Source organism: Streptomyces aureus, from assembly GCF_000725495.1.
GTDB classification, from domain to species: domain Bacteria; phylum Actinomycetota; class Actinomycetes; order Streptomycetales; family Streptomycetaceae; genus Streptomyces; species Streptomyces aureus_B.
In genome coordinates this window covers 1-26,612 of record NZ_JNZD01000020.1, presented here as the reverse complement: position 1 = coordinate 26,612, position 26,612 = coordinate 1, and the positions used below count along the sequence as shown (strand labels likewise).

Genomic DNA, 26,612 nt, shown 5'->3' with positions numbered 1-26,612 from the left:
CCCTTCCTCATGCCGGGGGCTCGACGACGCTGGCGCCCTTCAGCAGACGTTGTGCGGCTTTCGCGATCATTCCGACGGGGTCTGCGACGTCTCTGAAGTCAAACCACTCACCGCCCAGCGCTCTTCTCGCGAAACGGTCGTGCAGGCGGGCCTCCAAGAGACCGCCCCCAGTCGAGGTCCAGCGCACGATCAGCGGTGAACCAGACCCGGATTGCAGCGATTTCAGGCGCCCGGGGACGTCTTTGGATACACCAATCTTGACTATCTTCGCTTCGGCCTCAGAAGAGACGACGTACACGGACCGGGTGTCGTACTGAGGCTTCTTAGCCGGAGCCTTGTGGAGGACGGACTGGTCTCTGAGCTGGACGAGTGACTCGTCCTCGCGTCGGACTTCTTCTTTGGCCTCTTCCACAACGCGGTTGAGCATGTCGCGCACTGCGCCGACGCTGGCACCTCCGCCCTCGACCAGCTCGAGCAGTTCGATGACAGCGTCCACGTCTATGTCCACGCGGTGGTTGGGGGGACCGGGCGGACGCCGCGACGATGTCACGGTCAGGGACACGTCCGGCATGTCGTGGCCAGCTACGTGGAGGTCAGCAGTGAAGACGGAAACGTTCACAGGGCGGGTTCCTGCCGTAGGGAGTGGTGCTGCCGAAAGCGTTCGGTTCGCCTGCCGGGACGGCTTCTCGTCCGACACGGTTACGCGCCACCCGATGGAGCAATAGTTCCGGCTGCCTCAGGCGAGCTTTCCATCGGTAGATTGGCGTCGGGCCTGCACCGAAGGGGACACAGCGCTGGTTTCACCGGCTATTGCGGGGCAAGCATGTCCTCGCCGAAAAGACTCGACTTGCTTCCGCACACCTGGCACTTGGCGTTCGGCCAGTCATTCTCTCCGGAGGCGTTGCCGAGGCCCAGCCTGGCCAGTCCTCTTGTGTAGAAGAACATTTTCTCCATAGGAGCCCGGCAATATGGACATCCAGTGCGCACAGCCGTGCGGTTGAGTATGCGTCGCATCTCCTGTTCGTCGATCTGAATGATCTCGCCGGAGGGGATGAAGAACACCTTCTCTACGTCACTGAACGCGATGATCTTGAGTTCGTTGTCGGGTGGCAGCCTTCTCGGCTCCGGTGATGCGCCGGCAAGGTCCTCCAGTTTCCAGGGAGGCAGATGCCGTGTACTGCCTCCGGCAGCCATGTCGGTGAGGGCGTCTCGGATGGCGTCAGCGAGGAGGGGCATGGTCGGACAATTTGGATCCGGTCGCTGGTAGGTGATGCCGCGGAACACTTTTCGCAGGTGTCCGACCTGTTTGTCCGTGGCGGTGAGTTTTGGTGTGATCAGGTTGCCTGCCAGGTCCACCGCGTAGCCGATCATCCCGCCGAGCACGATCAGGTCGTCCAGGGTGGGCTGGAACTTTGCGTCGCATACCACCACTGTGTGGGGAAGGCGCTGCAGGCGGTTGAGGTAGGAGATCTCCTGAAGCAGTCCCTGCCCGGTGAGGGGAGGTGTCATCGGCTCGTCCATGAAACGTTCCCAGTTACTCGCGCCGCCGATCTCGCTCCGGGACGGCGAGAAGGAGAATTCGGGAAAGTCGAGGTCTTTCGGGCTGATGAACAGGACGATCGCGTCGGCCTCGTGGATTCTCTCCATGATCTTGCGTCGCCAATCGGTCCGGGTGGACACGATGAAGTCGATGCGGCTCTCGGGCCGGCTGTGCTGGCCGAAGGCCTTTTGCCAGTGCTCGGTGGCGAGTTCCCTGTCCCGGGTGTCGCCGACGACCTCAATGCGGTCCGTCGCGTCGAGAGCGAGCGCGAGGTTGTTGACGATGACGAAGTTGGTGTCGTCGTTTCTGAAGGTACGCAGGAACAACACGCGGCGGCTGGCCATCAGATCACCTCGGGAGTCGGCGGTTCGGAGCTCTCCGTCTGGTCTGGAATGTCCTGCGTGTGCACCCACGACAGCCCGGATTTTCGTGCTTCGCCAGCCTTCCACGCTTCCAGGTTCATCATGGCCTGCGGTGAGATGAGGTCTTCTTTGTCGAACTCCATGATGTCCGAGTGAACTATTGAGACTTCTGTTTTGACGCCGAAGTCGCGGATGTGGTCCAGGAAGGCGCTCATCTGCTGGTGCAGTTCGGTGTCGGTGGTAGCGGCGTGCCCGATCGCGCGCTCCAACTGACGCTCGGCTTCCCGGAGGTCGTTCGCACGTCGCCGGCGGCGGAACCGGCGGTAGAGAGCCGTTGCCGCGGAGTTGCCGTGATGGGCGGCCAGCGAGCGGGCGGGGCTGGTCTCGGCGGGAGCTGCCGCGGCCTGGACGAGGAGTTCGATGGCCCTGTCCAGGTCTGGCCGTTCCTTGGAGATCTGCCAGCGTCGGATCAGGATCTCACCGCGAAGTCCGAGGTAGTTGATGCGCCGCTCCTCGTCAGACAGTTCCAGGGCTTCTTCGAGGAGTTTCAGTGACTGGTCGATCAGCTCCAGGCTGGCGGTCGTGGCGCCCAGTTCCATCACGTGTGCGGCCGAGAGCCACAGAGTCTGTTCGTAGAGCCCGAGCAGGCCCGTGTGGATCTGGCGGAATGTCCTCTCGTTGTCTGCGGTGGTGTTGTCGGCGCTTGGTTCAGGACCGGATGCCTGCTCGATGTGGTGCGCCACGGCGCGGATGAGGCCCTGCAGGCTCTGCACCCAGGCAGGCGACGCATCGATACCTCGCTCGATCACAGCCAGGGCTTGCCGCAGCGTGGCTTCGTCACCACGGCGATGGAATTTGAAGGCCAGACTTACGACCAGCGTCGCGCCGATCTCCACGCGCGCCGCTTCGTCGAGGCCCGGTGTATCAAGGGCACTCTGCCCGTAGCTGATCGCTTGGTCGAGGTCAGCCGGATCACCAAGCGCCTGGAAGCGCGCCCAGAGACTGGTGGAGAGGTTCATCAGCGGGCGGACAGAGTCGGTACTGCCTGCGGGAAACAACCCGGCGGCTCGCTCGGCAACCTCCACGGTGTCGTTGTAGGCCTGCGCCGATCCCGTGCTCTCGGCGAGCAAGCCCAGGGTGCCGAAGAGATTCGACAGACGTCCTTCCATTTGGTGCGCGTCGGAAGCGGGTGCCTCGACAGAGGCTCGTCCGGCGGCGACCGCCTCGTCCAGGTAGGTGACTGCCTCGTCCAGGTCGATGACGGCGTGGTTTCGCCGGTTGCGCAAGGCGAGGAGATAGCAGAGATGAGAGAGGTCTTGGCCATCGGGCGGATCGTTCAGCCGGTTCAGTTCCCGCAACACCTCGATCATCGAGTTCAGATCGTCGACGGAGATGGTCCGCTGTATCCGGGCCCATAAAAGGTCGTTCAGGTGGCGCAGCAAGAAGACGCGTTCCTCGCCCTCCTGTTCCGCTACGAGGGCCGAGGTCATCTCGATGAGTTCGTCCAGGTCATTGGGCTGGTCCTCCTGGTTCCACCTCTGCAGGAGCTCTTGGTGCAGTTCCAGCGTGACTTGGCGCCGCTCGGCTCCCAAGCCGTACGTGTCCTGAGCCCGCCGACGGAACTCGATCGCCTTGTCGCGGTCAGCCGGCGACTGGCTGCGCTGGAACCGCAGGGCATAGACATCGGCGTGCGCCGCCAGCATGAAGCCGTGGTCCTCGCCCTTGGTCCGGCCCAGGAGCATCTCCCCCAGACGTATGACGTCATCGGCGACGGCCAGGTCCGTGCCGGCCTCGAACAGCGTCAGGCGGATGTCATGCAGGAGTGCCAGCAGTACGGTGGGGAGGTCTTTGTCGTGCTCGGCGCCCTTGCCGCCGCGGCAGACTTCCTCGGCTCGCTCGAGATCGGCCACCAGGCCGGTCGTCCTATACCGTCGCGTCAGCATCGTAGCTACGAACTCCGCGTACTTCTCCCGTCCTGGATCTTCGACCTGGGAGAGCGTCCGTTCCCCGAGACGGATGGCCTCGTCAAGATCTGCGAGATCAGCGCTGCGACCAAAGCGACTCCACAACGCGAGGGACAGCTTGTGCCGCGCCTCGCCGTCAATGGGGAGCGGACGGTGGTCTCCCGTGAGGCTTGCACGGACCAGCTGAATGCCTCTGTCCAGAGCCGTCTCGTCATCCTCGTGCAGACCGCGTTCCATGAGCGTGATCCCCTGCCGCGCTCGGGCATCCCGTTCGATGTGAGGCACCACAACTGACACAAGGGGCTGCCATCGCTGGGGAACGGCCCCGGACTCCTGGGCCACCAGAAGGAAGGCGCTGAGGGCCTGAGACACCATCAGGAGGTTCGGTGGCCGGTGACCGGCGGCCGTGTGGCACCACAGGAACATGGCCGTCACGTACCCGATGCCCCCGCCCTGGCCCTGCGCATCACCACCTCCTTCAGTCCGTGGCCGCGCTTCTTGACCGCCATGGAGGTCGAGTGCGGTCGTCAGGGCAGCCTGATCGAGGACTGCGGCCGAGTCCCCGCGCTCGATGAAGGACTCGACCCGCCCGACCAGATCAGTGAGTGTTTCCTCGACCCCCACGCCACGCCCCCCCGTGCCCCGTCTGCCGATCAACCCCATTTTACGGAGGCACTGTTGGCCTTCCGCATCCCAGCGCAGACAATCACTCTGATCGATGTTCACGGAAACGGGGGAACCGTGCTCCGACGCCAACGCATCTCTTCTGACCACGTCAGGGACAACCTGTGGAACGACACAATTGATCACTCGGCCTATTCAGGCCACTGCGAGAAGTACCAGTCCGCAGTCATGGATCAGTACAAGCTGTACGTGGAGATGACGGACCGGATCAGCGCCCGTAGGGCAACGACGAACACCTTCTTCCTCCTGATAAACAGCAGCATCTTCGCCGCTCTCGGAAGCGTAGGACGCCGCCCTTCCTGGGGTACCAGCGCCGTGCTCGTCCTCGCCGTCGTCGTCCTCCTCGTGGAATGCGGCGCCTGGTACTGGATCCTGCGCTCCTACCAGCAACTCAGCTCAGCCAAGTTCCGAGTGATCGGCGCACTCGAGGAACGACTGCCCGCCGGCCCCTGGTACCGCGCGGAATGGACGGCCGTCGGCGCAGGCAGAGACGGGTCCCGCTACCTACCCATGACCCGTATCGAACAATGCGTACCGATCGTCTTCGCGCTCGCCTACCTCACTCTCCTGATCATCCTGCTTGTGGACTCCTGATCACCCAGGCTGCGGCTGACCCCTCGCCCCAACTCTCAGGCTCACCAGCACGACCATCCCGCCGTCGTAACCGCGTCAGAGAACGTAAGCAGCAGGTCGCGCTGCCCGTCCCCGAAAAGTGCTGGGGACCTCAGCCACCGAAAAGTTCCCTCGCCAACGGGACTTAGGATTCCAGCCTGCGGAGGTACCTGAGCCGTACGGCCCCTCGGGCCGGGCGGCGGAACCCAGCACCGGCACCAGCCACGCTTCCTTGTTCTTGATCGTCACGGTCGGCACCACCCGAGACTCAGAGCCGCTAATGCCGCCCACAGCCCGCACCCAGGTCACGACCCTCATATGAGCCCATAGGAAGTGCCACGAAGCTGTCCTGGGCTGATGCCACTACCTGTCAGTTCCTGGTGCCATGAGATGCCAGTGAAATGAAGGACGTTACCCCAGGTCAGGCGACAAACTCAGGCAAGCCAATGCTGTCAAAGAAATAGCATGCGGCTGCTGACAACGCAGTGGCACTTCACAGCGGATGTTCTACGGGCTGTACATGCTGCACGGACTGCTCCTGCCGGATACCCCGGCGCAGGCCGCGCTCCGGCAGCGGATCGACGACCTCGGCATGTTCCCGTTTCTGGACCACGTCGTCGCCGTCAACCCCTCCCCCAGGCAGTTCGCCGAGTCCCTGGCGGTTTTCCTCGCGCCGTTCTTCGACGGGCTGTACCAGATCTTGATGGACCAGTTTGCCGAGAACCCGAACATCTTCAACATCCCCGGCGACGAGAGGGGGGCCGTCGGCTTCGGGGAGAAGTGGATGCGCTCCATGGAAGAGCTGGCGAAGGGCTCGCGCGGGGTGGGTGAAGACGCGGATGACGGCCCTGGTGGGTCCCTCTGAAGTCCTCAAAGAGTGGCCGGGCGCGCCGGGCAGCGCCCGCGTTCCGCTCGTGGGGGCCGTGCGTGCGTCCAGGCGGACAAGGATGAGTCGCCGACCGCTCGTGGAGGCCGGGCTCTCTGCTTCGGTCGTGGACGGCCTTTTGCTCGGTTCTGGGGTCTGACCTGCGCAGATGGGGCGACCGTGGAAGGTACGTCGGTTCCGGGTCGGGCGTGATCGGCTCGCGCACGCGGTCCGCGCGCTGCCACCATCTGCTCACCGCGCCGGGCGAAGTCCCGCCGCGCCCGCGGCTATTCGAACCCCAGCACACGTACCTGGAGATACCGTCATGCCCATGCACCCGTCCACCGGCGCCGCCAGCGCCCGGCCGGCCGCCCCGGACGCGTCCCGGCGTCTGGGAGCCGGTGAGGCCTGTGTCCTCATCGCCTCCATCGCCGCGGTGACCGTGCTCGCCATCCTCCAGCGCCCGATTCCCGCTGTGCTGACGGCGCTTGTCGCGGCGGTCTGTCTCCTGCTGCTGCCCGGGCGTGCGAGCCGCCTGCTCGCCGCCCTCGCCTCCGGGATCCGGGAATGAGCCGCCCCGGCAGCCCGGTTCGGATCGGCAGGCGGGCGGCCGAACCCGTGGAACTGACCGCGCTGCGCGGCTGGATGCGCAACGCCAAGGGCAGACGGACCTTCGACAGCATCGCCCGCCGGGCGATGCTAGCCGGGATGCCCATCTCCGAGTGCACCCTGCGCCGGGCCCTGACCCCGAACGGCCGACTGCCCACGCGGCACACCGTCCTCGCCTTCGCCCAAGGCGCCGACGCCGACGGCCCCACGGCCGCTGAGGTGTGGGAGGCGGCTGCGGGTGCCGTCCGCCCGCAGCCGGTCCTGGCGGCCGGAGACCGGTACGTACCGCGCCGCTTCACCACCCCGACCGGGATGGGCAGGGCCATGGCCCTCATGGTCGCCGCCGCCGGCGGCCCCACCCCGGGCGCGATCGTCGCCGCGGGCGGGGGCCGGTTCTCCCGCAGGGACCTCGACAACACCCTGAACGGTCGGGGGCTGGCCAGTGAGCAGCTCCTGATCGACTTCGCCGCGGCCATCGGTGCAGGCGAGAAGGCCACCCGTGCCCTGCTAGACGGCCGCGCGCGGATCCTGGCCGGGCCGCCTGGGCCGACGTCCTCATACCCGTGCGCGGTGGTCGAGTGGGCCGAGGCGCGACAGCAAGATAACGAGACTGCCCTGGCGTGGCGCGTCGAACCCGAACTCGACTGGTACGACCAGCAGCTGCGTTACGAGGAAGAAGCCGAGCACCGGCGCAAGGTCGCCGGGATCGACTCGCTCACCGAAGCCGAGCTCGACGAGCTGGAGCGGCAGACGAGGCTGGCGGCCAACGCTCAGGGCGGCCTGCGCGCCGAGCTGGCCGCGTATCTTGAGCGTGCCCGCTGCGCCGACGAGATCGGCCGCTGACCCAGCCGTCTTCCTCCTGGCATCCGGCCGGCACTCCCACACTCAGCGGGGTGCACGGCGGCCTCCGGTCCTGGTTGGCACAGGCAGGACGGCACGGCTCCGCCGTGCGTGCGGTGGCTGCCCCTGCGAGATGCGTCGGGCACTACCGCTTCCGGCGGTCACGCCACCAGGCGAGCCGGTGAGCGGACTCCTGGGGAAAGACCGACTGCAGCGCGATGACGGCCAGGCCCAGCACGAGGCAGCCGAAGGCCGCGATGGCCAGCCACCACGGTGCACCGGTCACCGCTACCGCCGTGGTGGTGACACCGGTGGCCAGAAACGAGATCAGCGGTCGGTTCATTGCGAGGTCTCCCCCATTGAGACGGGCGCACCGATTGGCGGCGCGCAAATGCCGTGCCCGGATTGTGCGTCGAGCGTGCATCCAACTCACAGGAGCGAGGGTTTTTCTGTGTAACGGTGGGTGTCACATACGGAATCCGTACCGATCGAAGGCGTGATGCCAGGCCTGCTCCATCGCCCGCTCCAGGATCAGGGAGCTTGCGCTGTGAGCCGCAGCGGCGAGCCACCGGACGAGGTCGGGCGGGGTACCTGCGGCGAGTTCTGCGGCCACCGATCCGCCGGGCCATGCCCAGGTGGCCCAAGCCACACGGAACTTCGGCCTCGCGTGCCGGGGGTAGGTGCGGGTAAGACGGTGGAACGCGCGGGCGCTGCCCCGCGCCTCCTTCAACCTGTGCAGGTCGAACTCGCTTGCCCCCTCTTCTGCGGCCCAGGCGATGAAGTCGTCCATGGTCCTCAGCGTCATGGCGCGGGCCTCGGCCATGGCCCGGTGCTGTTCCTCGGCGGTGATGAGGCCGAAGCGACGGGCCCGGTCTGCAGGGAGGTCCAGAACGGTCCGCACCCCGGGTTCCTCGGCGAAGGTGTGACTCCAGTCGATGAGGACCGCCTCGATAAAGCCGGTGACCTTGTCGGGGCGCAACCCGGCGGCCGCGGCGGCCACGGATTCGAAGCCGGGCACGGGTGCCGGCCCGGGCGTGCCCTGCTGTCGCTGGAGCGGCCAGAAGGCCTGCCGGTTGCGGTAGGGAAAGGCCAGCAGGCGGCCTTCTGCGACCCACGAGGCGCACAGCCGGGAAACACGGCCGGACGCGCTCCATGGCGCGTGAGCAGACCAGGCAGCCGGTGTGCGCAGCAGCCAGAGGGGAGCTCCTGAGTCTTCCATCACGCCGGCGGCAGGATCGCCCTTTGCACGGTCGACCAGCCAGTCCTCGAGGTATTCAAGGTTGGCTCGGCGCTCGGCACGCCAGACTGCCGTTCCGCCCCGGCCGGTCCAGTCGTAACTTGTGATTCCGTGCCGCCGTCGGAACGACCTGCCTTCCCAGTCGGTCCTGAGAAACTTCCGCTGCAACTCGTGCCAGGCGTCGCCCTGCTCGTACAGGGCCTGCTCGGCGGCCTCGGCCCGCGGGCCGGTGAGGTAGCGGCGGGCTGCGACGGTGGCTATTCGAAACCGCATGGCCGCATGCCATGCCTCCTCCTCGTCCAGGACCTCCGCGACACGCAAAAGGTGGTGCTGGTCGGGTGTCAACAGGGTGTCGGTCCGTCGGTAGCCGGCTCGTACGGCGCGCGCCTTCTCCAGCGCGGCCTTCTCCGGTGCAGTGCTGCTCGCGGCCACCACCAGCCGCCACAGGCCGAATGCGGCGCCGTGGCGCAGGAGCGGGAGCAGGTCGGTGAGGAAGGTGTCGGTGAAGGGTTCGGCCTGGGCGATGGCTGTTGTCACCGCATCGGTGAGGAGGCGGCCCTGGTAGTCCCGGTGGGCGCGCGGGTGCTGGCCGGGCAGTTGCAGGGAGACGGCGCGGGCCCGCTGCAGCAGGCTGGCAGGTGCCCGGACTCGCAGAGGGACGTCGTGTCGGGGGTCGCCTCGCCAGCGCGGCGGCCGCGGGTAACGCAGCACGGTGGAGATGTGGGTCATCCGGTCCTCGGGCTGCCTCTGTTCCTGCGCGGCGACGTGCTCGGTGAGCAGTTCGCGGATCGTCGCATCCCGCGACGTCCCATGCCAGGCCGTGACCCGCGTCAAGGCTTCCAGGGCGCTGGGCGCGATACGCACGTTGGTCTCTGCGTTGCCGGACATCTTCCCCACTCCTGTGCTCTCCTGCCGATGTGCAGCACTCGGCCATCGCCCAGCGGTCCGAGGTTGTCCTCTCCGGCGGGCCGGGCCAGTTGGAGCGCGCTCAGCGGGCCCGGGCACGCGCGTCGTAGTGCTCCTGCAGTCGGTCGAGCATGGTGTGGCAGTACACGGCCAGCGGCCGGTGGTGGTCCTCGTCGATGACGAGGGCGACGGTGTGGACGCCGTCGGCTCCCGGTATGGCCGCACGCGGCTGGGAAGCGCGCAGGTTGGACCAGTAGCGGCCGTGCGCGAACCCGGAGGCCGCCCGCCAGGCGGCGCCGACCTTGAGGGCAGTCAGGCCGGCGGTGGGCGCGGCAGCGAGCACGATCTGGTGGGTGGTGGGCCGGGTGAGCGGGGGCAGGCCGAGACGGTCGGCGATGCCCCGTATCTCGGCGCGGCGCTGCGCGCCGCTCATACCCTCACCGGAGGGCTGGTGGCCGGTGTCCGTCTCGTGCTGCTGGCGGTTGCGCATGTCCTCGTCCCACAGCGACAGCGCGCGGCGCCGACGTTCGGCCCGGCCGGCGCCGTCGAGGAGCCACAGGCCGGTGGCGAAGTTCTCCAGCGCGCCGCGCAGCAGCGTCCAGGGGCTGGTGGGGTCGACCTCCCCGGCCGCCGTCAGGCGGCGCAGGGCGTCGGTGTGGGCCAGGCCGGCGGTATAGGAGGCACGGATCAGATGCGCGGCCGCGTACGGGCCCAGCGGGGCGTCATCGGTGGCCAGGCTGCTGGCCGGGTCGGGTGCGGGCAGCTGCCGGTAAGCGCCATCACCGCGGGCCTGCTCGATCGCGTGGAACAGCGGCAGAAGGTAGGCGCCCCGGAAGGCCTGCGTGCTCATGACCGTCCACGGTAGAAGGCAAGGGCCGCGCGAGGTAGCCGTTTTGATCAGATGATCGGCCAGCGAGGTCCGCGCTCGGCGTCGTTGACGCACAGCGTCGTGCTCGCGCGACCGCGGGCCGACTGCGGCATACGAGGCAGCACGCCACAGCTGAGGCAAGGGTGAGGGTGTCATTCAGCGAACACCCAAGCATTCACGAGAACTTGCAACAAATCAAAACTCCTTGTACTCATTCAAAATCTTGTGCATGCTCCACGGTATGATTGATGAGACGCCGGAGATGTTCAAAGCACGCTACGAGGACATCTACGCCATCCGCTGGCCGAGGCCGGCCGACCCGCAACAAGAGGATCTCGACACGCTGGACGCCAGGCGCCTTGCATGGACTGCCTGGCACAGGAAGACGGGCAAGGCGGCACAGGAGCACGGCCCGCAGCACGACGCGCTCCTGGTCGCCCTCGAAGACCTCGTCGAGATCAAGCGGGATGCTGACGAGAAGATCCGGCTCCTTTTGGCCTACGGCCGGATCTTTCACCAGCCGCGCCCACACACGCTGGAATCGCTCGGCGCGGCGGCCGGCCTCAGCCCCTCCGGCGTCAGCCGCGCCTTCGGCGCCGAGGAAGTCATGGCCGTCGCGGAACTGACTGGCAAGCGCCCGCCCGCCGTTGACGTGCAGCGCCATGACCCCGACGTCATCTCCGGGCAGGCCAGTAAGAGCCGCTGTACCTGGGGAGGCAGCAAGGCCAAGCCCTGCACCGAGACGCTCAAGTACGCCGTCACCGACAAGTCCGGCACGAAGTGGGCCTGCTGCGACAAGCACCTGCCCGGCTACCTGCGCTCCCGCATCTGAGCTGCCCGGTCACGACGGCCGCTACGCTGCCTCGTGATGGGGGTGTTCGTCGCACGGCCCGCCCACGCTGATGGCACTCGTCGCCGCCGACCCGGCGTAACGACGCGTCCCGGCAACGGTAGAACGCAAGAGCCGTGCGAACCGGTTTGGTGCCCCCGGTCGGGGGTCGCCGGTGACCGGCACACCCGGCACGTGCGAGCCTCCTCGCCCCGGTGCGGGGGCGCGCTTTCCGGCCAGTACTCGCAGGTAGCGGTACGGGAGGCCGGCTGGCGGGGGCATGATCGCGTGGTGTTACGCGACGGCGTGGCCGCCTGCGTGCGGTGGGAGATCCTGATGCAGTTCAGCGGCGTGTGGATCTGCGAAGACTTCGGCCGGGCGACCACCGGCGCGGATCCCGCCGAGCTGGGCCGGGCTGTCCTGGCCGCCTACCTGGCCGGCCAGCACAGTAGGGGCGAAACGATGGCCCCGCCCACGGCACCGTGTACGGGTCTATGCCGTTGCCGCGGCCTGCCGACGCTTGGCGCGTTCGACTTGGCGCAGCAGCAGGTCGGCGAACTGGATGATCTCTGCTGCCTCGATCGGGTCGTCGAAGTCGACGGTGCGGTGGCTGGCGGGATTCTTGTAGGCGCCCATGGCACCGGCGAACAGGCTGGCGGTGGCCACCTGCTCTCCGCCTTCGGCTTCTGCGTCGGCGAGAGCGCCGCCGGTCTTGCCGTTCTCGTGCGGCCGGAACGCCTCCCGCATCAGTTTCACTCCGACCAGGGAGTTGTCGAGTCCGGAGGCGTCGCGGACGGCGACCTCGACCGCTTTCATCGCGGCGAAGCACGCCGTCTCGTAGTCGCCCAGGTCGAAGTTGGTGCGGACCGTGTCTTCCAGGTCCGGGTGGAGCGGGCCGGAGAGCCGTTCGCGAGCCTCGAACCGCGTGATGCCCTGGGGGTCCTTCGCCAGGTCCATGCCGTCGCGGGAGATCCGGCGAAACGCGTCGGACTGGCTGGGCTCGCGGGTCAGCAGGGCCTGCGCCTCCAGCCAGCACCAGGCATCGGACAGCCGGTTCACGAGCGCGTTCGCATCCGGCTCTTCCTGGAAAGCCTGCCGTGCCGAGCTCATGGTGCTCGCGTACTGGAGATATCCGGTGCCACTAGCGAGGTGCTGCAGGAGAAGGAGGGCGACGTCCCGCGTGGGCAGCAGTCGGAGCTGCTCTGCCGGAACCGGCGGTATGTACTGCAATCTCATGAGCCGCAACCTTACGTCGCAGCACTGACACTCAGGCCTTGCACAGGCACTTGGTGTTCGGGCCCGGACCGGGCCATCGAGTCGGTCGACGTGCTGCTCTCGATCCGCCCTGCCTGCGGGAAGAGCGGGGCGGGCCGGACGAAGGCGGCAGGAGGCCGTCGGATGGAAGGGAGCCTCGCGGGTGCTCGTCGTGCATGCCCGGCCCGGGGGCAACAAGTTCCTGGGCGGGGTAACGCGGAAGCCGGCACCGAAGAGGGTGCCGGCTTCTGTGTCGGCGGGCGCGGGCCAACGCGCCTGCCAAGATCCTGAAGCGGTTTTGGGCTTGCGACCAGGAGCCGTCAGGAGGCCACCTATAGCCGTTGGTGGCGTACTGGGAGCAGAGTCCCTTCGGGGGGTCTAGGCCGCAAGTCTGCTGGAACAAACAGTGGGCCGCCGCAGGCGCGGCATCCGTTCACGTCGCGGTCCACAGGCCCGCTTTCGCGGGACAGGCGCTTTGCGGATTATGTGGCGGATGCGGAACACCACTGGGGCCGGGATGCCGCATATCCGGCAAAGCACCCATGACGGATGGGTGGCCCGCAGCTCGGGCGTGGAAGGCTGTGAACCCGCGCAGCCCGCACCCTGGGGCAGGGCCAACTGCCCCAGGGCTGCGCCACCTTGCGACCAGTAGCCCGGCCCCGGCGTGTCCGTCGGCGGGCCCCGTCAGGACGGACACCCCCGCACCATGAGCGATCTCCCTGTTCCCCGCCCGGCCGGCCCGGCCCCGGCCTGCAGCTGTGGCGCTGCCGGACGCTTCGGCCCTACGCACGCGTTGATCCTGCTGGTCGCCGTCCTGGGGCTGGGCAGCGGCCTGTTCCTCACCGGCACCCAGCCCAGCAGCATCTTCACGCTGCTGGGTGGCTTGGGGGCGATCGGTGCGGCCACCCTCACCGCGGCCGGCGGCGGCCGGCGCCTGGTGACGGTCCTCATCGAGGCCGCGGTGCGGTCCTCCGCGGGCAGGTAGGGGGAAGCCGTGACCCGTTCCTGCCCCGCCGTCACCCCGGACGGCCCTTTCGCGGCCCTCGCCGAGCACCTTGTCTGCCTGCGCCGGGCCGCTCGGCTGACCCAGCGCGCCCTGGCCGAGGCCGCCAGCATCTGCCGTGGCACCGTCCAGCGCGCCGAGTCCGGCGCTGCGGCGCCCTCTCCCGCCGTTCTCGACGCCTACCTGCGAGCATGCCGGGCCAGTGCGCCCGACAAGACCCGGGCCCGGCTGCTGCGCAATCGCGGCCGCACCGCGCTGCGCGGGCGGCTTCGCTCTCTCGACGCGCCGAAGCCCGCGCTCATCCACACCGAGGACGACCTCGGCGCCGCGCTGGCCGCGGTGTACGAGCGGGCCGGCGCACCCTCCCTGCGTGAGCTCAGCCGCCTGGTTCCGCACCGGCCGCCGCTGCCGCCCACCACTGCCTGGCGGATCGTGCACCGCATGGGCCTGCCCGCCAGTCTTGAGCAGCTCGTGACGTTCCTGACCGCTTGCGGTGTCCGCCCGGCCGAGCAGCGGCTGTACGCCGAGGCTTACAGCCTCTTCACCGCCGTCCGGGGCGTACGCGTAACCCCTACGCCCCCACCGCGGCTGACCCACTACACCGACAAAACCAGCCCCCGGTTCAGGAACCTGCTCGACTTCCTGCCCGCCCTCGACGTCGAGGCCGCCCTCACCATCGGCCTCACCCATGCTGTAGCTCAACACCTCCGGCGCAACGGCGCCGCCCTGCCCGCAGGCGTCGATGCCATCTCCTTCTCCTCCCGCCTGCTCTTCGACGACGACGAGTCCCTCATCCCCTCCTCCGAGATCTTCCAGCGCCGATACCCGCCCGAACTTGCCGCGCCCGCCCGCATTCCCGCTCTTCGCACCACCCGGCCGCTGGTCGACAGCATCCAGGCTTCCCCGTCTTGGACCGAACATCTGGCGCGGTAGCGGGAGGAACGCCCAGTCCGGCGGTCAGCTGCCGTCGCGGGCGACGTGCCGGCCGACTGCCATCCAGACCGGCTCGGCCGGCTCTTCCGGCACGGCGCTGGTGAGGCCGTCCAGGTGCTGGACGGCCTCACGGGTGATGTAGCGGTCGGGGTCGGGGGACTGCAGGTAGCGGCGCAGCAGGTCAGCGTCGAGATCCTGGCGCTGGAGGTAGGCGGCGAGGGTGCCGACCAGGAGGTGGTTGTGGGCGAGGGCGTCGGTCAGGGCGTACAGGACCAGGCGCTGCCACTCGCTCATGCTGGCGCCATGCAGGTGCTGGGCGCGGGCGAGGTAGGCGTTGATGCGGCGGCAGTGGTGGCTCACCAGCGCCAGCAGCTGCGGTGGCACTTCCTCTCCCACCGGGCACGGGGAGGGCGCGGCCGTACAGGGTGCGGGCGCGGGCGGCAGGGCATCACGGATCTGCTGCAGGCCTGCGTCCTGCTGCGGGCCGCAGGGGATGTCGCTGCGCCGCTGCGGTCGCTTGCGCGGGTGGGTGGAGGTCATGGCCGTGCCGTCCTTACGGCCGTCCCACGATCCGGCGCCTGACGGGTGGCGTGGCCACACGGGCGGGGCGCTGTGAGCGACGCGGCGCGTCTGGGACCTACCTGTCCACATCAGTCGTGGGCTGACGCGGCACTCAGCCGGGCACCGTCACAGCGCGAACAGGGGGGCGGCACCAGGAAGGACAACGACGGTGGTCCTGCCGGGGTCACGGAGCGGCGGGCGGGCGGCCGGGGCCCGGACTGGGTGTGCCGTGCGGTGCTGCCGCTTCGAGCCTGCGAAATTGGATAAAGAGACGGAATGCCGCGCTCGCACCGCGCTGAGCTGCGGTGATGCGAGATGAAGGGCTCGCGCGACGACGGTACGTCCGTGTGGACACAAGTGTCGGAATGCGTTTGATCGGCCTGGCCCGCCGGGCCTGTCAGGTGCCACGATCGAGGCCTCGCCGAGCCCCGCGGGCGCCTCGCCCGCAACGGCCGCGCGGCTAGCTACATCTGTTGCATCATCAGTTCGAGGAGCACCATGTTCGTCTTCTCCGCCCGCCTGGCCACGGCCGGTGCGGTGGCCGCCGAGTGCGGTGTCGCGTACCCGCTCGCCGACCGTCTCCCGGCCGGTGACGCCGTCGTCATCGTCATCGTCGTTCTGGCCGTCACCGCGCTGGCCGCGACCGGCCACGAAGTGCCCGCGACGCTCGGGGTGCTGGCGGCCGCGGCCGCCAGCCGACTCGCGCGTGCCCGGCCGGGGCGGCGCCTGGACGGGCGCCGCGCGTTCGGCAGGGCGCTCTAAGGTGGCCGGCCGACCGCTCAGCCCCATCCCTGCCAGCACGCCCCCCGAACTGCGGGCTCTCGTCCAGCGCCTGCGCGACGCCAAGGACGCCTCGGGCAAGACCTTTGAGACGCTCGCCAAGGACGGCAAGGTCTCGGAGAGCGTCGTACGCCGCGCCCTCGCAGGAAAGACAGTGCCCCCGCTGGAGACGGTGAAGGCCATCACCCGCGCCTGCGGCCGCAAGAAGGACGGCATGGCACAGGCCTGGTACGACGCGAAGGTGGAGGAGGTCCTGCCCGGCGTGCAGAAGCTGGGCCCGAAGCTGGTCACCTCACCGCGCGAGTTCGTCGAGTCGATGATCTTCATGCGGATCGAGGGCGGGTATCCGCCACTGCAGCAGCTCGAGAAGGTTGCGGGCCGCGCCCCGGACGGCCGGACGCGGCTGCCCCACTCGACCCTCCACCTGGTCCTGCACCGACAGATACCTCCCACAGAGGAGCTGTTCACCGCCTTCATGGAAGCGCTGCCCGTACCCGCCGCCAGCAGGCGTCACTGGCTGGACACCCATCGCCGTCTCTTCGCCGACGCCCCCGCACGGCGCGCCTGGGGACAGCCGCCACCCCCCGTCGTACGCGATGAGCCGCCTGCCTTCACCTCGTGCGAAGGCGCCGACGGTGCGCTCGCGCGCATGGACCGCAACGAGGAGATCAAACGGAAGACCGGATATCTGAAGGAACCGGACGACTACGAGCTCCTCGGCCTCGGCTACCTCAACTCCCCCGCGCCCGAATCCCAGTGGTGGGACGAAGCGGAACTCGCCGCCTGGGAAGCCGAGGCAGCGGCCCAGCAGCCCGCCCTGAAGCATGTCGACCTGCGCGAGGTGCTGCGCGCTTACAACGACCGCAGCGACCCGGCCTGACACCGCCACCTCGCAGCGCAGGGTCCGGGCGCAGCACCTCCGCCACCCCATGCCGTAGCTCCGGGCGGGTACCAGCAGCAGAGGATCGCTGCCGCCTTCGCAGCAACGCGCCACGGACGGGGCGTTGGCCGCTCGGTGTGGACGGCACATTCAGCTGTGCCGTCCACCTCGCCCGGCCAGGAAGGGCACGTGGGCGGCTCAGTCCGTGCTGCCAGTCCCATCCGGGTCCAGCCGGGTTACGAGTTCGGGATGGTCGTAGGCGTCGGCGATGTCTTCGAGCACTTGCCTCATGGCCGGATCGTTCTCAGTGGCCCGCAGATACGCGGCGTGTTCCTCGAGTTGTTCCGCAGCCAGTTCTCCCTCGACCGCCCGCACCGCTTCAAGTGCGCGTGCTTCGATCGCCTGCGCAGAGATGCCGCCGACCAAACTCTCCGGACCGAGTCCGAGGTCGAGAACGCCTCCCGGCAGGTCCCGCACGGCGCGGCCGATGCGCTCGGCCCTCTTGGTCGGAGCGGGCGGTGCGACGGCCTGCCCGTCCTCGAAGTCGACCTCGTCCAGATGCTCCAGTGCATCACGCACCGTCTTGAGGAACGCATCTTGTGGACGCGGCTCCTGTCCGCGCTCTCGGCGCAGCCGAGCGTCCCAGCGTTCCAGCTGATGGGCAGCCCACAAAAGCTGATGCTCCTCAGCCCACTGAGTCCGGAAGTTCTCCACCAGCAGGTACAGCGGTGGACTCCAGTCCTCCATCAGGTCATAATCCCGACTGTTCTGCTCAGCTGTGTGCCGGATGGTTCGCGCCCGAGCAGCCTGCCGCAGCACCGCCTCGGCCCACGTCTGCACGAAGAACCGTGCTTGCCCCTCGCTCTCGCTCATTCCCCGAGGCTATGGGGCGGCGCCCACGCGAGCCAGACAAATGTGGTTCGTTCAGCCGCTGGGTGCCGGTCTGCGCTGCCGGATCCTCCTGGAGCGGTCGAACTGTCGGCCGGTCTCGTCGCGTCCGTGCGCATCAGACCGTGATAGCGAAGACCCACAGGTGGGGGTCGGGACCGGGGATGATCACGTAGTGGACGATGGCGTTGCGGGTCGTGATGACGCGCACCGACTCGTCCATGCCGTCGTCCTTGTCGGCCTGCGGCCACGACCAGGGGTCGGTGCACGCACGGACCACCGCGTCGTGGAGCTCTTCCTTGGCCGGGCCGGGCAGGTTCTTGATGGTCTCGCCGACATGCGCGGCAAACCGGGCGGGGATGGCCGTCACGCGCCGAAGACCTCGTCCATGGTCATGGAACCGGTTTCGGACCGGCCGTTGGCGATCCACTTCTGGTAGGCGACGCGGGCGTGCATGCGCGCGCGGGCTTCCCGTAGATCGTCGGGTCCGTCCGCGGCGGCCTGGTCGGCTTCGAGGACGCCGGTGACGTAGTCGTTGAGGGACATCCCGGCGCGCTGCGCCGAGGCGCGCACCTTGTCGGCCAGCTCTTGGGCGACACGAGTGTTGAGCTGTGCGATTCCCATAGCAGCGATGTTAGCGATTTGCTAGCAGACAGGGAAGGGAGTCTGTCGAGCGACAAGGGCTGCCTAAGCCATGGCGGCCGGGACGGCGCCCTCGGTCGTCCAGTCGCCGTCGAACAGCGCGGCGACCAGGCGGGCGTGAGCTTCGGGGAGCCGGCCGCCGCCGTGTTTGAAGCGGGTTTTGGCGAGCCAGGCGCCGAGCTGGACGGTTTCGCCGTCGACGCGGATGGTCTCGCGGGACGTGGGGGCGCGGCCCTCGCGGTGGAGGAAGAGTTCCAGGATCTGGACGCTCTGCTCGAAGGTGCGGCGGGTGCGGCGGGCGGGGGCGATCGGGTTGGTCTGAGGAGTGAGGCCGAGGGCGGCCATCAGCTGCTGCTGGCCGGGGGCGAGGGCGGGCCAGGTGGTGAGCTGGCGCCGGAGCCAGGAGCCGATCTTCACCGCGGCCAGGACGGTGTCCGGGGTGAGGGCGGTCGGGTCGGCGCCGGTGGCGAGGTGGGCGCGTAGCAGGTGGTATTTGCGGTGCCAGTCCGCGCCGTGGGGCAAGCGCCAGTCGGGGGCGAGCGCGGTGAGGGCGTCGGCGCGGGCCGCGTCGAGCCGGTCGTGGGCGGCGAGGTGGCGTTGTTCGGCGAGCCAGGCGCCGACGGGGGTGGTGGCGGGGGCGGCGAGGTGGCCGTGGGCGCGGTGGTAGTCGGCGGCCGCGGTGAGGCGGGCGCGCCAGGCGGCGTCGTGCTTGTCCCAGATCATGCCGAGCGCGTCGAGCTCGCCGGTCCATCGGGCTTCGAGGAGACCGGCTTTCGCCGCGTCGCGCATGGTGGTGATGAAGGTGCCGAGGGTGTAGCCGGTGGGGTCGGTGTAGTCGGCGGGGACGTCGAGGTGGCCCATTTCGGCGCGGTAGTTCTGGGCGGCTGCCAGGCCAAGGCGGCGGGAGCGGGAGACGGGCCGGTCGCAGGGGTCGAAGGAGACCAGGTCCATGGCCTGGGCGATGCGCTCGGGGTGGACGGTGAAGTCGAAACTCCAGCGGCGCGCGATGACCTGGCTGGTCTCGCGGGGCAGGCGGTTGGCCTTGTCCGGCAGCCGCTCCATGATGCGGTGGTCGTGGCCGGCCAGCGCGGTGGCGATCGCCCACACCGGCTCGTAGGCGGTGCCCAGGATGTTCTCGCTGTCGGCGCTGGGCGGGATGTAGACGGGGACAATCAGGGAAGCGGTCTTGCCGGAGACGTCCAGGCGCAGCGCGCGGCCAAGAGCCTGGGCGCAGCGCACGACGCTGCGGGTGGGGTCGGCGAAGACGACCGCATCGACGCTGGGGATGTCGACGCCCTCGGCGATCAGGCGGGAGTTCGCCAGGATCGCGCAGTCGGCAGCCGCGAAGCCGGTGAAGATGTCGCCGCGCTGGGCGGGGGTGTGCTCGCCGTGGGCGAAGAACAGTTGCGGGGTGAGGCCGGGGACAAGCGCCGGGTCGGTCCGGGCCAGCAGGCGCAGGGTGTGCGGGAGTTCGCGGGCGAAGCGGCGGGCGTCGGCGACCAGGTTGAAGTAGACCAGCACCTTCTTCAGGTTGTGCTCGGTCATGGCGCGCAGGACGGACAGGTGCAGGGCGGTGGTGCGCAGCGCACCGTCGTCCTCCTCCTCGTCGGCACCGGTGCCGACCCCGGTGCCCGCGGTGCCTGGGGCGGGCAGGTTCAGGCGGCGGCGCAGGTCGGCGTCGGTCAGGGTGGGCACCACGATGCGGTAGTCCGCGGCGCGTCCGTCCTCCACCGCCTGCGCGAGCGGATATTCGAAGATCTTTTTGCCGTAGACCTGCTCGTTGTCCATGGAGTTGGCGAAGGCGTCCACGTCGGCTTCGGCAGTGTCGCGGCGGCGGCGCGGGCGGCTGGTGTCGGCGGACTCCGCCAGCTCCGGGGCGAGGAAGCTACGGGGGGTGGCGGTCATGTAGAGGCGGCGGTCGGCGTGGATGCGCTTCGCGTCGTTGATACGGGACCACTTCTTGTCCGCGCGCCCGGCGATGCGGTGGGCCTCGTCCATGACCGCGAGGTCGAACGCCGGAACCTCATAGCGGGTCTTGCGGGTCTTCTCGATCTTGTCCAGGGAGTCGTAGGTGCAGATCACCGTCAGCGCGGGGATCTGGTCCTTCTCGTCGCCGACCACGGACATCAACGCGGCCAGGGTGCGCGGGTCGGTGGCCGACATGACGTGCGCGGCGACCAGGTCGCTGCGGCCTTCCACGTCCATGGAGGAGACGATCACCATGTGCTCGAGGTGCCCGTCGCGGCGCCAGGCCAGCGCGGTCTGCGCGGCCAGGTCGAGGGTGGGCACGACGAACAGGACGAGGCGTGCGTCGAGTTCGTCCGCCAGCCGGATCGAGACCAGCGTCTTGCCGGTGCCCGTAGCCGACACGTACAGGGCGCGCGTTCCGGGCCGCCGCAGGTGACGCGCCAGCCGTGAGACGGCCTCGGCCTGATCGGGGAAAAGCCGGGCGCGCCCGGGGCGGCCGGGGCGCGGTAGTTCCACCGCAGTCATGACAGCTGTTCTCCGAGTCAGTGATTCCAGTAGCCGCGGCGGGGCAGTTCGACCCACACATCGGCAGGTCCGGCCACGGCGCGTCTGTCGTCCAGGCGCAGGCCTGCGAAGGCGCAGGCGTAGGCGACGGCGTTGTCCTGGTAGAGGTACGCGGCCAACACCTGCCCGGACGTGTCGTTCTCGTGCGGTTCCCCGCCGGGGTGCAGGTCCCAGCCTTCGAGCGTTCCGTGACGGGCGATGCTGCCCTGGTTGCCGCTCTTGGGATTGGCGTAGAGGCCGTAGCAGATCGTGCCGGCGGACAAGCGGGCCAGCACGCCCGGCATCTGCGGCGCATAACCCCAGGGCTGGGTGACGACGCAGCCGCCCGGCACGGACGTCACGCCGATGATCTGCAGGCTCTCGTCCATGTCGTACGCGTAGGGGTCTTCCAGCAGCCCGTCGATGAGTTCGCCGTCCACCGGCGCCGCCTGAAGACGGCTCACCGCCTCGGCCGCGTCGATGCCGGCCACACAGGCCAGGCCCGTGCCGTCGTAGTAGAAGTCACCCAGCGCCGCGGTGAGGCGGTCGGCCTCCTGCGCTGCCGCACGCTCGGTCAGGGTCAGGGACACCCCTTGCGGTGCCGCGAACAGCTCCGGTGTCGGTCCGGCCAGGCTCAGCCGCCCCGGTGACCAGCCGCCGAGCAAGGGCCGCCAGGGATCGGCACCGGCGGCGGCGAGCGCTCGCGCGTTTTCCGGCTTCCTGGACATGACGGCTTCCCACAGGGCCGTCACCCCGTTCTCCAGCGCGTCCACATCCCCGACCCTGCGGGCCAGCTCCGCGACGGCCTCCGGGGAGCCGAACGCCGCTGCCCGGTGCAAGGGCCGGCCCCCGCTCCAACTCTCCGGATCGGCGCCATCGTCGAGGCGCCGACGGATGTCGTCGGCATCCGTCCAGTCCCAGCCCATCCCGTCCCAGCCTGCCGCCACCGATCCCCCTCGAAGAACACCGCACGACTTTCGCACTGCTTCGTCACGCTCTCACCCGGCACCAGCACAACGGCCACGAACACACGTCGCTCCAGGCCGCTGGCACACCATCCAGGCTCCGCAACCGGACCTTATCACCCCGAACATCATCCGTACGCGAAAAGCACGCTATCCGTACGGTCAATGTACGGTTGATGGGGTAGGGTTGGCATCGGAGGTGTTCCATGTCCGAGCTCTTCGACGCGGTCGACGCGCTGATCGCGTCCCGCTCCCCCCTGCCGCCGCCGGCCGAACGCAGGCGTCTGCGCCAAGCGCACGCCCTGACCCTGGACGAGGTGGCCGCGGCCCTCGATGTCCGGCGGGCGACGATCGGCGGCTGGGAGTCGGGCAAGGCCGAGCCGAGGCCTCCGCAGCGCGAGGCGTACGCGCGCATGCTCGCCCAACTCGCCCTCCTCTACCCGGCCATGGAGACCACCGCTCCCATCGCAGCCCCGCAGCCCGAAGCCCCCGCACCGGAGGCGTCCGACACGACGGGACCGCGACCCGCAGGCGCGAAGGCGACAGCCACGCCCGCTCCCGCCCACTTCCCCGTTCCGGCCTCCGAGGCCGAGGACGCCGCCCCGGCGCCTGCCTCAGCGTCCAGTCCGGCCTCGCGCCGTCCGGGCGCGTCGAAGGCCGCTGCCCGCACGCCTAGTGCCGGGCCCGCGCACGGGCAGCACGGGCACGGGCCGCTGCTGGTCCTGGACGCCGATGCGGACGGGCAGGTGACCGGTTACGGCGTCGGGGGTCTGCTCCTGGACGTGCCCGCCAAGTCTCTGCCCGCGCTGGTCGAGTGGGCTTTGAGCGAGGCGCAGTTGGGGGCGGAGCGGTTGCACGGTTCGGGCAGGGACGCCGACCCGCTGCTGGTCCTCACGACCTCGGCGTGTGAGCGCTACGGTCTGCCCGCCCAGCTGCCGGAGGCGGCAAGGCTGGCCGGGCGGCTCCCGGAGGGGCACAAGGTGCTGGGCCAGCTCGAGCGCGCCGAGTGGCAGCTCACCAAGCGGGGGCTCGGGCCGTGGGCGCGGATCTACCGCCCCGCGCAGGGAGGCCGCCGCAGCTGCGTGCAGCTGTGCATCCCCTCCTGGCACGCCCTCGACGACCGTGCCTGGGGCCATGCCGCGCAGCTTGGTCCGGCGGAGCTCGCGCGGGTGCTGGGCGTGTACGCGCAGCGGGTCGTCACCCCGGTGGGCACCACCGCGGTGACGGGGCTTCACCTGATGACGGCGCTCAACCCGCCGACCCGCGCGAGCGAGCCCGACGCCGCCGGCAAGCGGCACCGCGAACTGCGGCCCGGATCGCTGGGAACCGAAGCCCTGGATCCGGCGCCCTGCGAGGCGACCGACGGACACCCCGTCCTCGCGGACCTGCCCCGCTTCCACGTCCGCGGGCCCGGCGAGAAGCTGATGGAGGAGGCCTACGACTGGGCGCGGGAGATGACGGACGCCGAGTGCATGCAGCACTTCCTGGTCGGCATCGACGTGAACCTGGCGTTCGGCGCGGCCGCCAACGGCGCGGTCGTCGGCCTGGCCACTCCCCCGGTGCACGTCGTGCGTCCGGCGTTCGATCCGGCGGTGCCCGGCTCCTGGCTGGTCGACCTCTCCCACGTCGACCCGTCCCGGGTGAAGATCGGCAAGCAGTGGCGCGACCTCGACGGCGACCTGCTGCCCAGCGCGTTCACGCCGAGTGGGGAACGCCCCACGGGCCCGGCCTGGTACGCCACCCCGACCGTCGCCTACGCCGTCGAGCTCGGCTACGACGTGGCCCCGGTGGAGGGCTGGCTGCGCCCGGAGAGCGGCCGCTACCTGGACGGCTGGTACAAGCGGCTGCGCGACGCCTACGTCGCCACCATGGCCGATCTCGGCGTGGGCGAGAAACTGGGCCCACGCGAATTCCTTCAGGCGATGGACTGCTACAAGCAGCGCGATCCGGAACTGGCCCTGGTGCTGGACGCGGTGAAGATGACGGTCAAGGGCGGCATCGGCAAATTGCAGGAGAAGGCGCGCGGCGGAGGCTGGAAGCCGGGCCACGCCTGGCCCGCGCTGGCCCGCCCGACCTGGCGCCCCGACATCCGCGCCGCCGTCATCTCCCGCGCCCGCATCAACATGCACCGCAAGATGCTCAACCTCGCCGCGGCCACCGGCCGCTACCCCATCGCGGTCCTCTCCGACTGCGCCGTGTACGCCGCCGACGGACCCAGCCCGCTGGACGTCCTGCCCTACGGAGCCGACGGCAAGACCGTCGCGGGCAGCTTCCGCCTCGGTGTCTCGCCGGGGATGGTCAAGCACGAGGGCACCCAGAGCGTGCTGTGGGGGGCGAAGAAGTCCGAGGAACTCGGCGCAGACGGCCACATCGCCAACCTCGCCCGCTACATCAAGACCGGCCGGGCCGACAGCCCGGACACCGGGAAATAGAGGGGGACGGCATGGTCACCGTCGCGGAAGAACTCGACCGGGCAGTCCAGGGCGCCTTCACACGGCCGCTGCCCAAATCCGCCGGGGCGCAAATGCGTTACCTGGTCCGACAGCACCAGCACAGCACCCGGCAGGTGGCCGAACTCCTCGGCATCAGCCAGCGCACCGTCGAGCGGTACGTGAACAACCAGATCAAAAAGCCGCGCCCGCAGCTCGCCGACCGGCTGGGGGCCGAGGTCCTCGCCCGCTGGCAGCCACAGATCCGCGCCCGGGCCCGGCAGGCCGCGGCCACCACGAACGGCATCATGATCGACGTCCAGGGCCGGTTCGGCTACACCGCCGCCGGCGGCAGCACCGACCAGTCCCGCGTACGCCACCTCACCCTCCCCCTCCCTCCCCACCACGCCGCCCGCCTCCTCCAAGCCCAGCAGGACGGCACCGACGAGGACGACCTGCGCCAGATCGCCGCCGAAGCACTCGGCGAGGTCTACTTCCGCGACAACGGCCGCCGCGCCCACGGCCTCGAAGTCCACCTCACCGACCTCGTCGACCTCCGGTTCGAGCTGTAGACCGCAGGTCTCTCTAGTCATCGGGCAGCGGGGCAGATAGTGGTGCCCAACTACCCCTCGAACAAGGAGCAGTTGGAGGTCATCACCTTCAAGGACGGCGACCGCATCGTCGGCGCCGTCGAGCTGCGCACCGGCGAGGAGGACCTGGTGGTCTTCCCGGTGGCGGGTTCACGGGGGACGCTGGACGACTCCGTCCAGACCACTGCAAAGCTGACGCCCTTCGACCAGCGACGACGAGATCGGCGAGGGCGAGGTGCCGGTCGATCTCGGGGTGCTTCTCGCGGGTGCTCGCGAACTCGGCGGCGTCGACGACCTCGACGAGCCCTCCGTAGACGATCCCCGGATGCTCGCTGGCGAGCACCATGCGTACGAGTTCCTGGGGCTCGGCGAGTCCGCTGGCCTCGATGACGATGACGTCGATGCGTGCGGAGGGCCGAGCCAGCCGGTCCAGGTATTGATCAATCTCGATCGCGCTGAGTCGTTGACCACGGCCCCGATACGGCTGCCACCACTGCGGTGCAGGAGGTGGTTGAGCAGTGTGGTCTTGCCGGAACCCAGGAAGCTGGCGAGACCGACTCACCATGCGCCCTCTCTGAACCGGTGCGCGCACCGGCTCACGGGACCGGCGCTCAGCTCCCTGTCGCGCCACAACCGACGGCCGGCCGGACGGTCGCCTGATTCGGGGGTTGACATGGCCACACAGAACCAAGGGGTGCGGACGCTGGGTTCTGCCGCGACGGCAGGGCTCGCGTTCGCGGTAGGGATCCTCGCGGTCCTGGTCGCCCAGCAGCGCCGGTTCAAGGAACAACGCCTGCGTGAACCCAAACAGCGTCGCAGAAAGCATGAACGGGCCGAAGAGTGGAAAGACTTATCGGCGATCCACAGATTCAGAGGAATGGCGGCCATCGGCCAGTCGCACGCAGTCGGACTAGCAACTCGCCCCACTTGCGCCTCTGGTCGCTCAGTTCGCTTCCATAGCGCTGCCCTGGCGAGGCAAAATCCTCAACTGCACGAGATCGCCTCGGTATAGATATTCGCGCAGCAAGTAGACTATGTCCCGAATCGGGATAAGGTGCCATGGTTTGCACCGTCTAAACCTGAGGACCGGGATCCAGTTGAAGATCATGCGTCGTATCGGCGCATCTCCACGCGAACGAGGCAGCCTGCCGGACGGCACACGCCCCGATATCTTCGAGCTGAGCGACGGAAATTTCGCCGTTATCGACACAGAAGCGACAGCGGCACTCGACAAGCAGCTCCCTCCCCACGCGGCACGCGCGGATTACGAGCGCATCGTAATCATCAGCAGAGAGACACTCCTGCGCGCCAAGAGGGACATTCCCGAGCAGTGAAACGGTCACCGGGCAGATCTGCTTTTGCAGCCGCCCCATCAGCACCATAAGGCTGCCTGCTTCACTCGACGAAGGGGCCCTGGAATCACGGTCCTTGCTTGCCGGCCGGACGCGCCTCCAGAGCCCCCGTCGCAGTCACCAGCCCCACCACCACATGCGTGAACAGGAGGGAGGAACCCTTGACCAATTCCGAAGCTACACACCGCCAACAGCGACGTCGAGCGACACAAGGTCCCGCGGTCACCGAATCGGATGCAGAAGGCGCAGCGCGCCATATCAGCTTCAGCGTCCCCGTGCCGCGGTCCGGCTGGGCCTCGGCAATCGGCGCCACAACCGGCGGAAGCGGCCTGGCACTCGCCGCCGGCCACGTTCAACCCGGCTACGTATGGCCTTGCGTGATCTTGATCGCACTCGGCATGACGTACGACCTAGGCCGTTTCGTTTAGATCATCGGATCGTTGGTCCGGGTGTGCCGTTAACTGACGCGCAGTGGGCGCGGATCGAGCCGTTGCTCCCGGACCGGACG

The 26,612-nt window shown here is 69.0% G+C and carries 25 protein-coding genes and 2 pseudogenes; 13 read left to right on the top strand and 14 right to left on the bottom strand.

The genetic code is table 11. The annotated features are described in order from the left end of the window. Positions 1–7: 7 nt before the first annotated feature. The 3 genes from IO36_RS23620 to IO36_RS23610 all read right to left on the bottom strand — a co-directional run bounded on the left by IO36_RS23620 (position 8) and on the right by IO36_RS23610 (position 4,592). Complete coding sequence (locus IO36_RS23620) at positions 8–619, bottom strand: GIY-YIG nuclease family protein (protein WP_051900860.1); 612 nt, start codon at positions 617–619, stop codon at positions 8–10. Between the two features lie 188 nt (positions 620–807). Next, entirely contained in the window at positions 808–1,884 is a 1,077-nt protein-coding gene (locus IO36_RS23615) for a hypothetical protein (RefSeq protein ID WP_037622774.1), read from the bottom strand. Continuing rightward, entirely contained in the window at positions 1,884–4,592 is a 2,709-nt protein-coding gene (locus IO36_RS23610; RefSeq protein WP_167347412.1) for a hypothetical protein, read from the bottom strand. Before IO36_RS23610 ends, IO36_RS23615 begins: the two co-directional genes overlap by 1 nt. Positions 4,593–4,718: 126 nt before the next feature. Between IO36_RS23610 and IO36_RS23605 the strand changes: the two genes are divergently transcribed. The 4 genes from IO36_RS23605 (at position 4,719) to IO36_RS23590 (ending at position 7,479) form a co-directional block, all read left to right on the top strand. Continuing rightward, entirely contained in the window at positions 4,719–5,144 is a 426-nt protein-coding gene (locus tag IO36_RS23605) for a RipA family octameric membrane protein (protein WP_245173441.1), read from the top strand. Between the two features lie 520 nt (positions 5,145–5,664). Next, complete coding sequence (locus IO36_RS23600; RefSeq protein WP_037622772.1) at positions 5,665–6,027, top strand: hypothetical protein; 363 nt, start codon at positions 5,665–5,667, stop codon at positions 6,025–6,027. Positions 6,028–6,358: 331 nt separating this feature from the next. Beyond that, a complete protein-coding gene (locus IO36_RS23595; protein WP_158997444.1) occupies positions 6,359–6,598 on the top strand; it encodes a hypothetical protein in 240 nt (79 codons plus the stop codon). Beyond that, positions 6,595–7,479 (top strand): hypothetical protein, encoded by an 885-nt coding sequence (locus IO36_RS23590; RefSeq protein WP_037622770.1) that lies wholly within the window; start codon positions 6,595–6,597, stop codon positions 7,477–7,479. The genes IO36_RS23595 and IO36_RS23590 overlap by 4 nt, the downstream gene beginning before the upstream one ends. A 142-nt stretch (positions 7,480–7,621) precedes the next feature. On the opposite strand, the gene IO36_RS23585 is transcribed toward IO36_RS23590, so the two are convergent. The 3 genes from IO36_RS23585 to IO36_RS46085 all read right to left on the bottom strand — a co-directional run bounded on the left by IO36_RS23585 (position 7,622) and on the right by IO36_RS46085 (position 10,469). Next, entirely contained in the window at positions 7,622–7,819 is a 198-nt protein-coding gene (locus IO36_RS23585) for a hypothetical protein (RefSeq protein ID WP_037622767.1), read from the bottom strand. Positions 7,820–7,942: 123 nt separating this feature from the next. Then, positions 7,943–9,601, bottom strand: coding sequence for a hypothetical protein (locus tag IO36_RS23580; protein ID WP_158997442.1), 1,659 nt, complete (start codon positions 9,599–9,601; stop codon positions 7,943–7,945). A 100-nt stretch (positions 9,602–9,701) separates the two neighbouring features. Next, positions 9,702–10,469, bottom strand: coding sequence for a hypothetical protein (locus IO36_RS46085; RefSeq protein ID WP_037622764.1), 768 nt, complete (start codon positions 10,467–10,469; stop codon positions 9,702–9,704). Between the two features lie 259 nt (positions 10,470–10,728). Here IO36_RS46085 and IO36_RS43260 point away from each other — a divergent pair, with 259 nt between their 5' ends. Further along, positions 10,729–11,319 carry a hypothetical protein gene (locus IO36_RS43260; RefSeq protein ID WP_158997440.1) on the top strand — a complete coding sequence of 197 codons (591 nt, stop codon included), beginning with the start codon at positions 10,729–10,731 and terminating at the stop codon, positions 11,317–11,319. Between the two features lie 489 nt (positions 11,320–11,808). Here IO36_RS43260 and IO36_RS23565 read toward each other — a convergent pair whose 3' ends face one another. Next, positions 11,809–12,552, bottom strand: coding sequence for a TIGR02391 family protein (locus tag IO36_RS23565; RefSeq protein ID WP_078943385.1), 744 nt, complete (start codon positions 12,550–12,552; stop codon positions 11,809–11,811). A 724-nt stretch (positions 12,553–13,276) separates the two neighbouring features. On the opposite strand from IO36_RS23565, the gene IO36_RS23560 reads away from it, so the two are divergent. After that, positions 13,277–13,555, top strand: a complete 279-nt coding sequence (locus IO36_RS23560) for a hypothetical protein (RefSeq protein WP_037622761.1) — start codon at positions 13,277–13,279, stop codon at positions 13,553–13,555. Positions 13,556–13,564: 9 nt separating this feature from the next. Next, entirely contained in the window at positions 13,565–14,506 is a 942-nt protein-coding gene (locus IO36_RS43255; RefSeq protein WP_051900858.1) for a helix-turn-helix domain-containing protein, read from the top strand. A 24-nt stretch (positions 14,507–14,530) separates the two neighbouring features. Here IO36_RS43255 and IO36_RS23550 read toward each other — a convergent pair whose 3' ends face one another. Beyond that, the gene (locus tag IO36_RS23550) at positions 14,531–15,046 is read right to left on the bottom strand and encodes a hypothetical protein (RefSeq protein WP_037622759.1); all 516 of its coding nucleotides are present in this window, start codon (positions 15,044–15,046) and stop codon (positions 14,531–14,533) included. 519 nt (positions 15,047–15,565) lie between these two features. On the opposite strand from IO36_RS23550, the gene IO36_RS46910 reads away from it, so the two are divergent. Both IO36_RS46910 and IO36_RS23540 read left to right on the top strand, forming a co-directional pair. After that, complete coding sequence (locus IO36_RS46910; RefSeq protein WP_037622758.1) at positions 15,566–15,829, top strand: hypothetical protein; 264 nt, start codon at positions 15,566–15,568, stop codon at positions 15,827–15,829. Position 15,830: 1 nt separating this feature from the next. Next, positions 15,831–16,727, top strand: a complete 897-nt coding sequence (locus IO36_RS23540) for a helix-turn-helix domain-containing protein (protein WP_037622756.1) — start codon at positions 15,831–15,833, stop codon at positions 16,725–16,727. 198 nt (positions 16,728–16,925) lie between these two features. Here the strand turns inward: IO36_RS23540 and IO36_RS23535 are convergent, their stop codons facing one another. The 5 genes from IO36_RS23535 to IO36_RS23515 form a co-directional block, all read right to left on the bottom strand. Continuing rightward, complete coding sequence (locus tag IO36_RS23535) at positions 16,926–17,600, bottom strand: hypothetical protein (RefSeq protein ID WP_037622755.1); 675 nt, start codon at positions 17,598–17,600, stop codon at positions 16,926–16,928. Between the two features lie 133 nt (positions 17,601–17,733). Beyond that, a complete protein-coding gene (locus tag IO36_RS23530; RefSeq protein WP_037622754.1) occupies positions 17,734–17,985 on the bottom strand; it encodes a hypothetical protein in 252 nt (83 codons plus the stop codon). Next, positions 17,982–18,239, bottom strand: a complete 258-nt coding sequence (locus tag IO36_RS23525; RefSeq protein ID WP_037622752.1) for a toxin-antitoxin system HicB family antitoxin — start codon at positions 18,237–18,239, stop codon at positions 17,982–17,984. The genes IO36_RS23530 and IO36_RS23525 overlap by 4 nt, the downstream gene beginning before the upstream one ends. 63 nt (positions 18,240–18,302) lie before the next feature. Next, the gene (locus IO36_RS23520) at positions 18,303–20,750 is read right to left on the bottom strand and encodes a DEAD/DEAH box helicase (protein ID WP_037622751.1); all 2,448 of its coding nucleotides are present in this window, start codon (positions 20,748–20,750) and stop codon (positions 18,303–18,305) included. A 17-nt stretch (positions 20,751–20,767) separates the two neighbouring features. Continuing rightward, the gene (locus IO36_RS23515; protein WP_051900857.1) at positions 20,768–21,694 is read right to left on the bottom strand and encodes an ankyrin repeat domain-containing protein; all 927 of its coding nucleotides are present in this window, start codon (positions 21,692–21,694) and stop codon (positions 20,768–20,770) included. 245 nt (positions 21,695–21,939) lie between these two features. Here IO36_RS23515 and tap point away from each other — a divergent pair, with 245 nt between their 5' ends. From tap to IO36_RS44750, 3 genes and pseudogenes are all read left to right on the top strand, one after another. Further along, complete coding sequence (tap, locus tag IO36_RS23510) at positions 21,940–24,165, top strand: telomere-associated protein Tap (protein WP_037622749.1); 2,226 nt, start codon at positions 21,940–21,942, stop codon at positions 24,163–24,165. 11 nt (positions 24,166–24,176) lie between these two features. Next, complete coding sequence (gene tpg / locus IO36_RS23505; protein ID WP_037622748.1) at positions 24,177–24,734, top strand: telomere-protecting terminal protein Tpg; 558 nt, start codon at positions 24,177–24,179, stop codon at positions 24,732–24,734. Positions 24,735–24,743: 9 nt separating this feature from the next. After that, positions 24,744–25,019: pseudogene (locus tag IO36_RS44750) on the top strand (DNA topoisomerase IV); the annotation flags it as partial. On the opposite strand, the pseudogene IO36_RS44745 reads toward IO36_RS44750, so the two are convergent. Then, positions 24,955–25,292 (bottom strand): annotated as a pseudogene (locus IO36_RS44745) (GTP-binding protein); the annotation flags it as partial. The pseudogenes IO36_RS44750 and IO36_RS44745 sit on opposite strands and share 65 nt — an antisense overlap. Positions 25,293–25,849: 557 nt before the next feature. Between IO36_RS44745 and IO36_RS23500 the strand changes: the two are divergent. Continuing rightward, positions 25,850–26,086 (top strand): hypothetical protein, encoded by a 237-nt coding sequence (locus IO36_RS23500; protein ID WP_037622868.1) that lies wholly within the window; start codon positions 25,850–25,852, stop codon positions 26,084–26,086. Positions 26,087–26,612 lie beyond the last annotated feature (526 nt).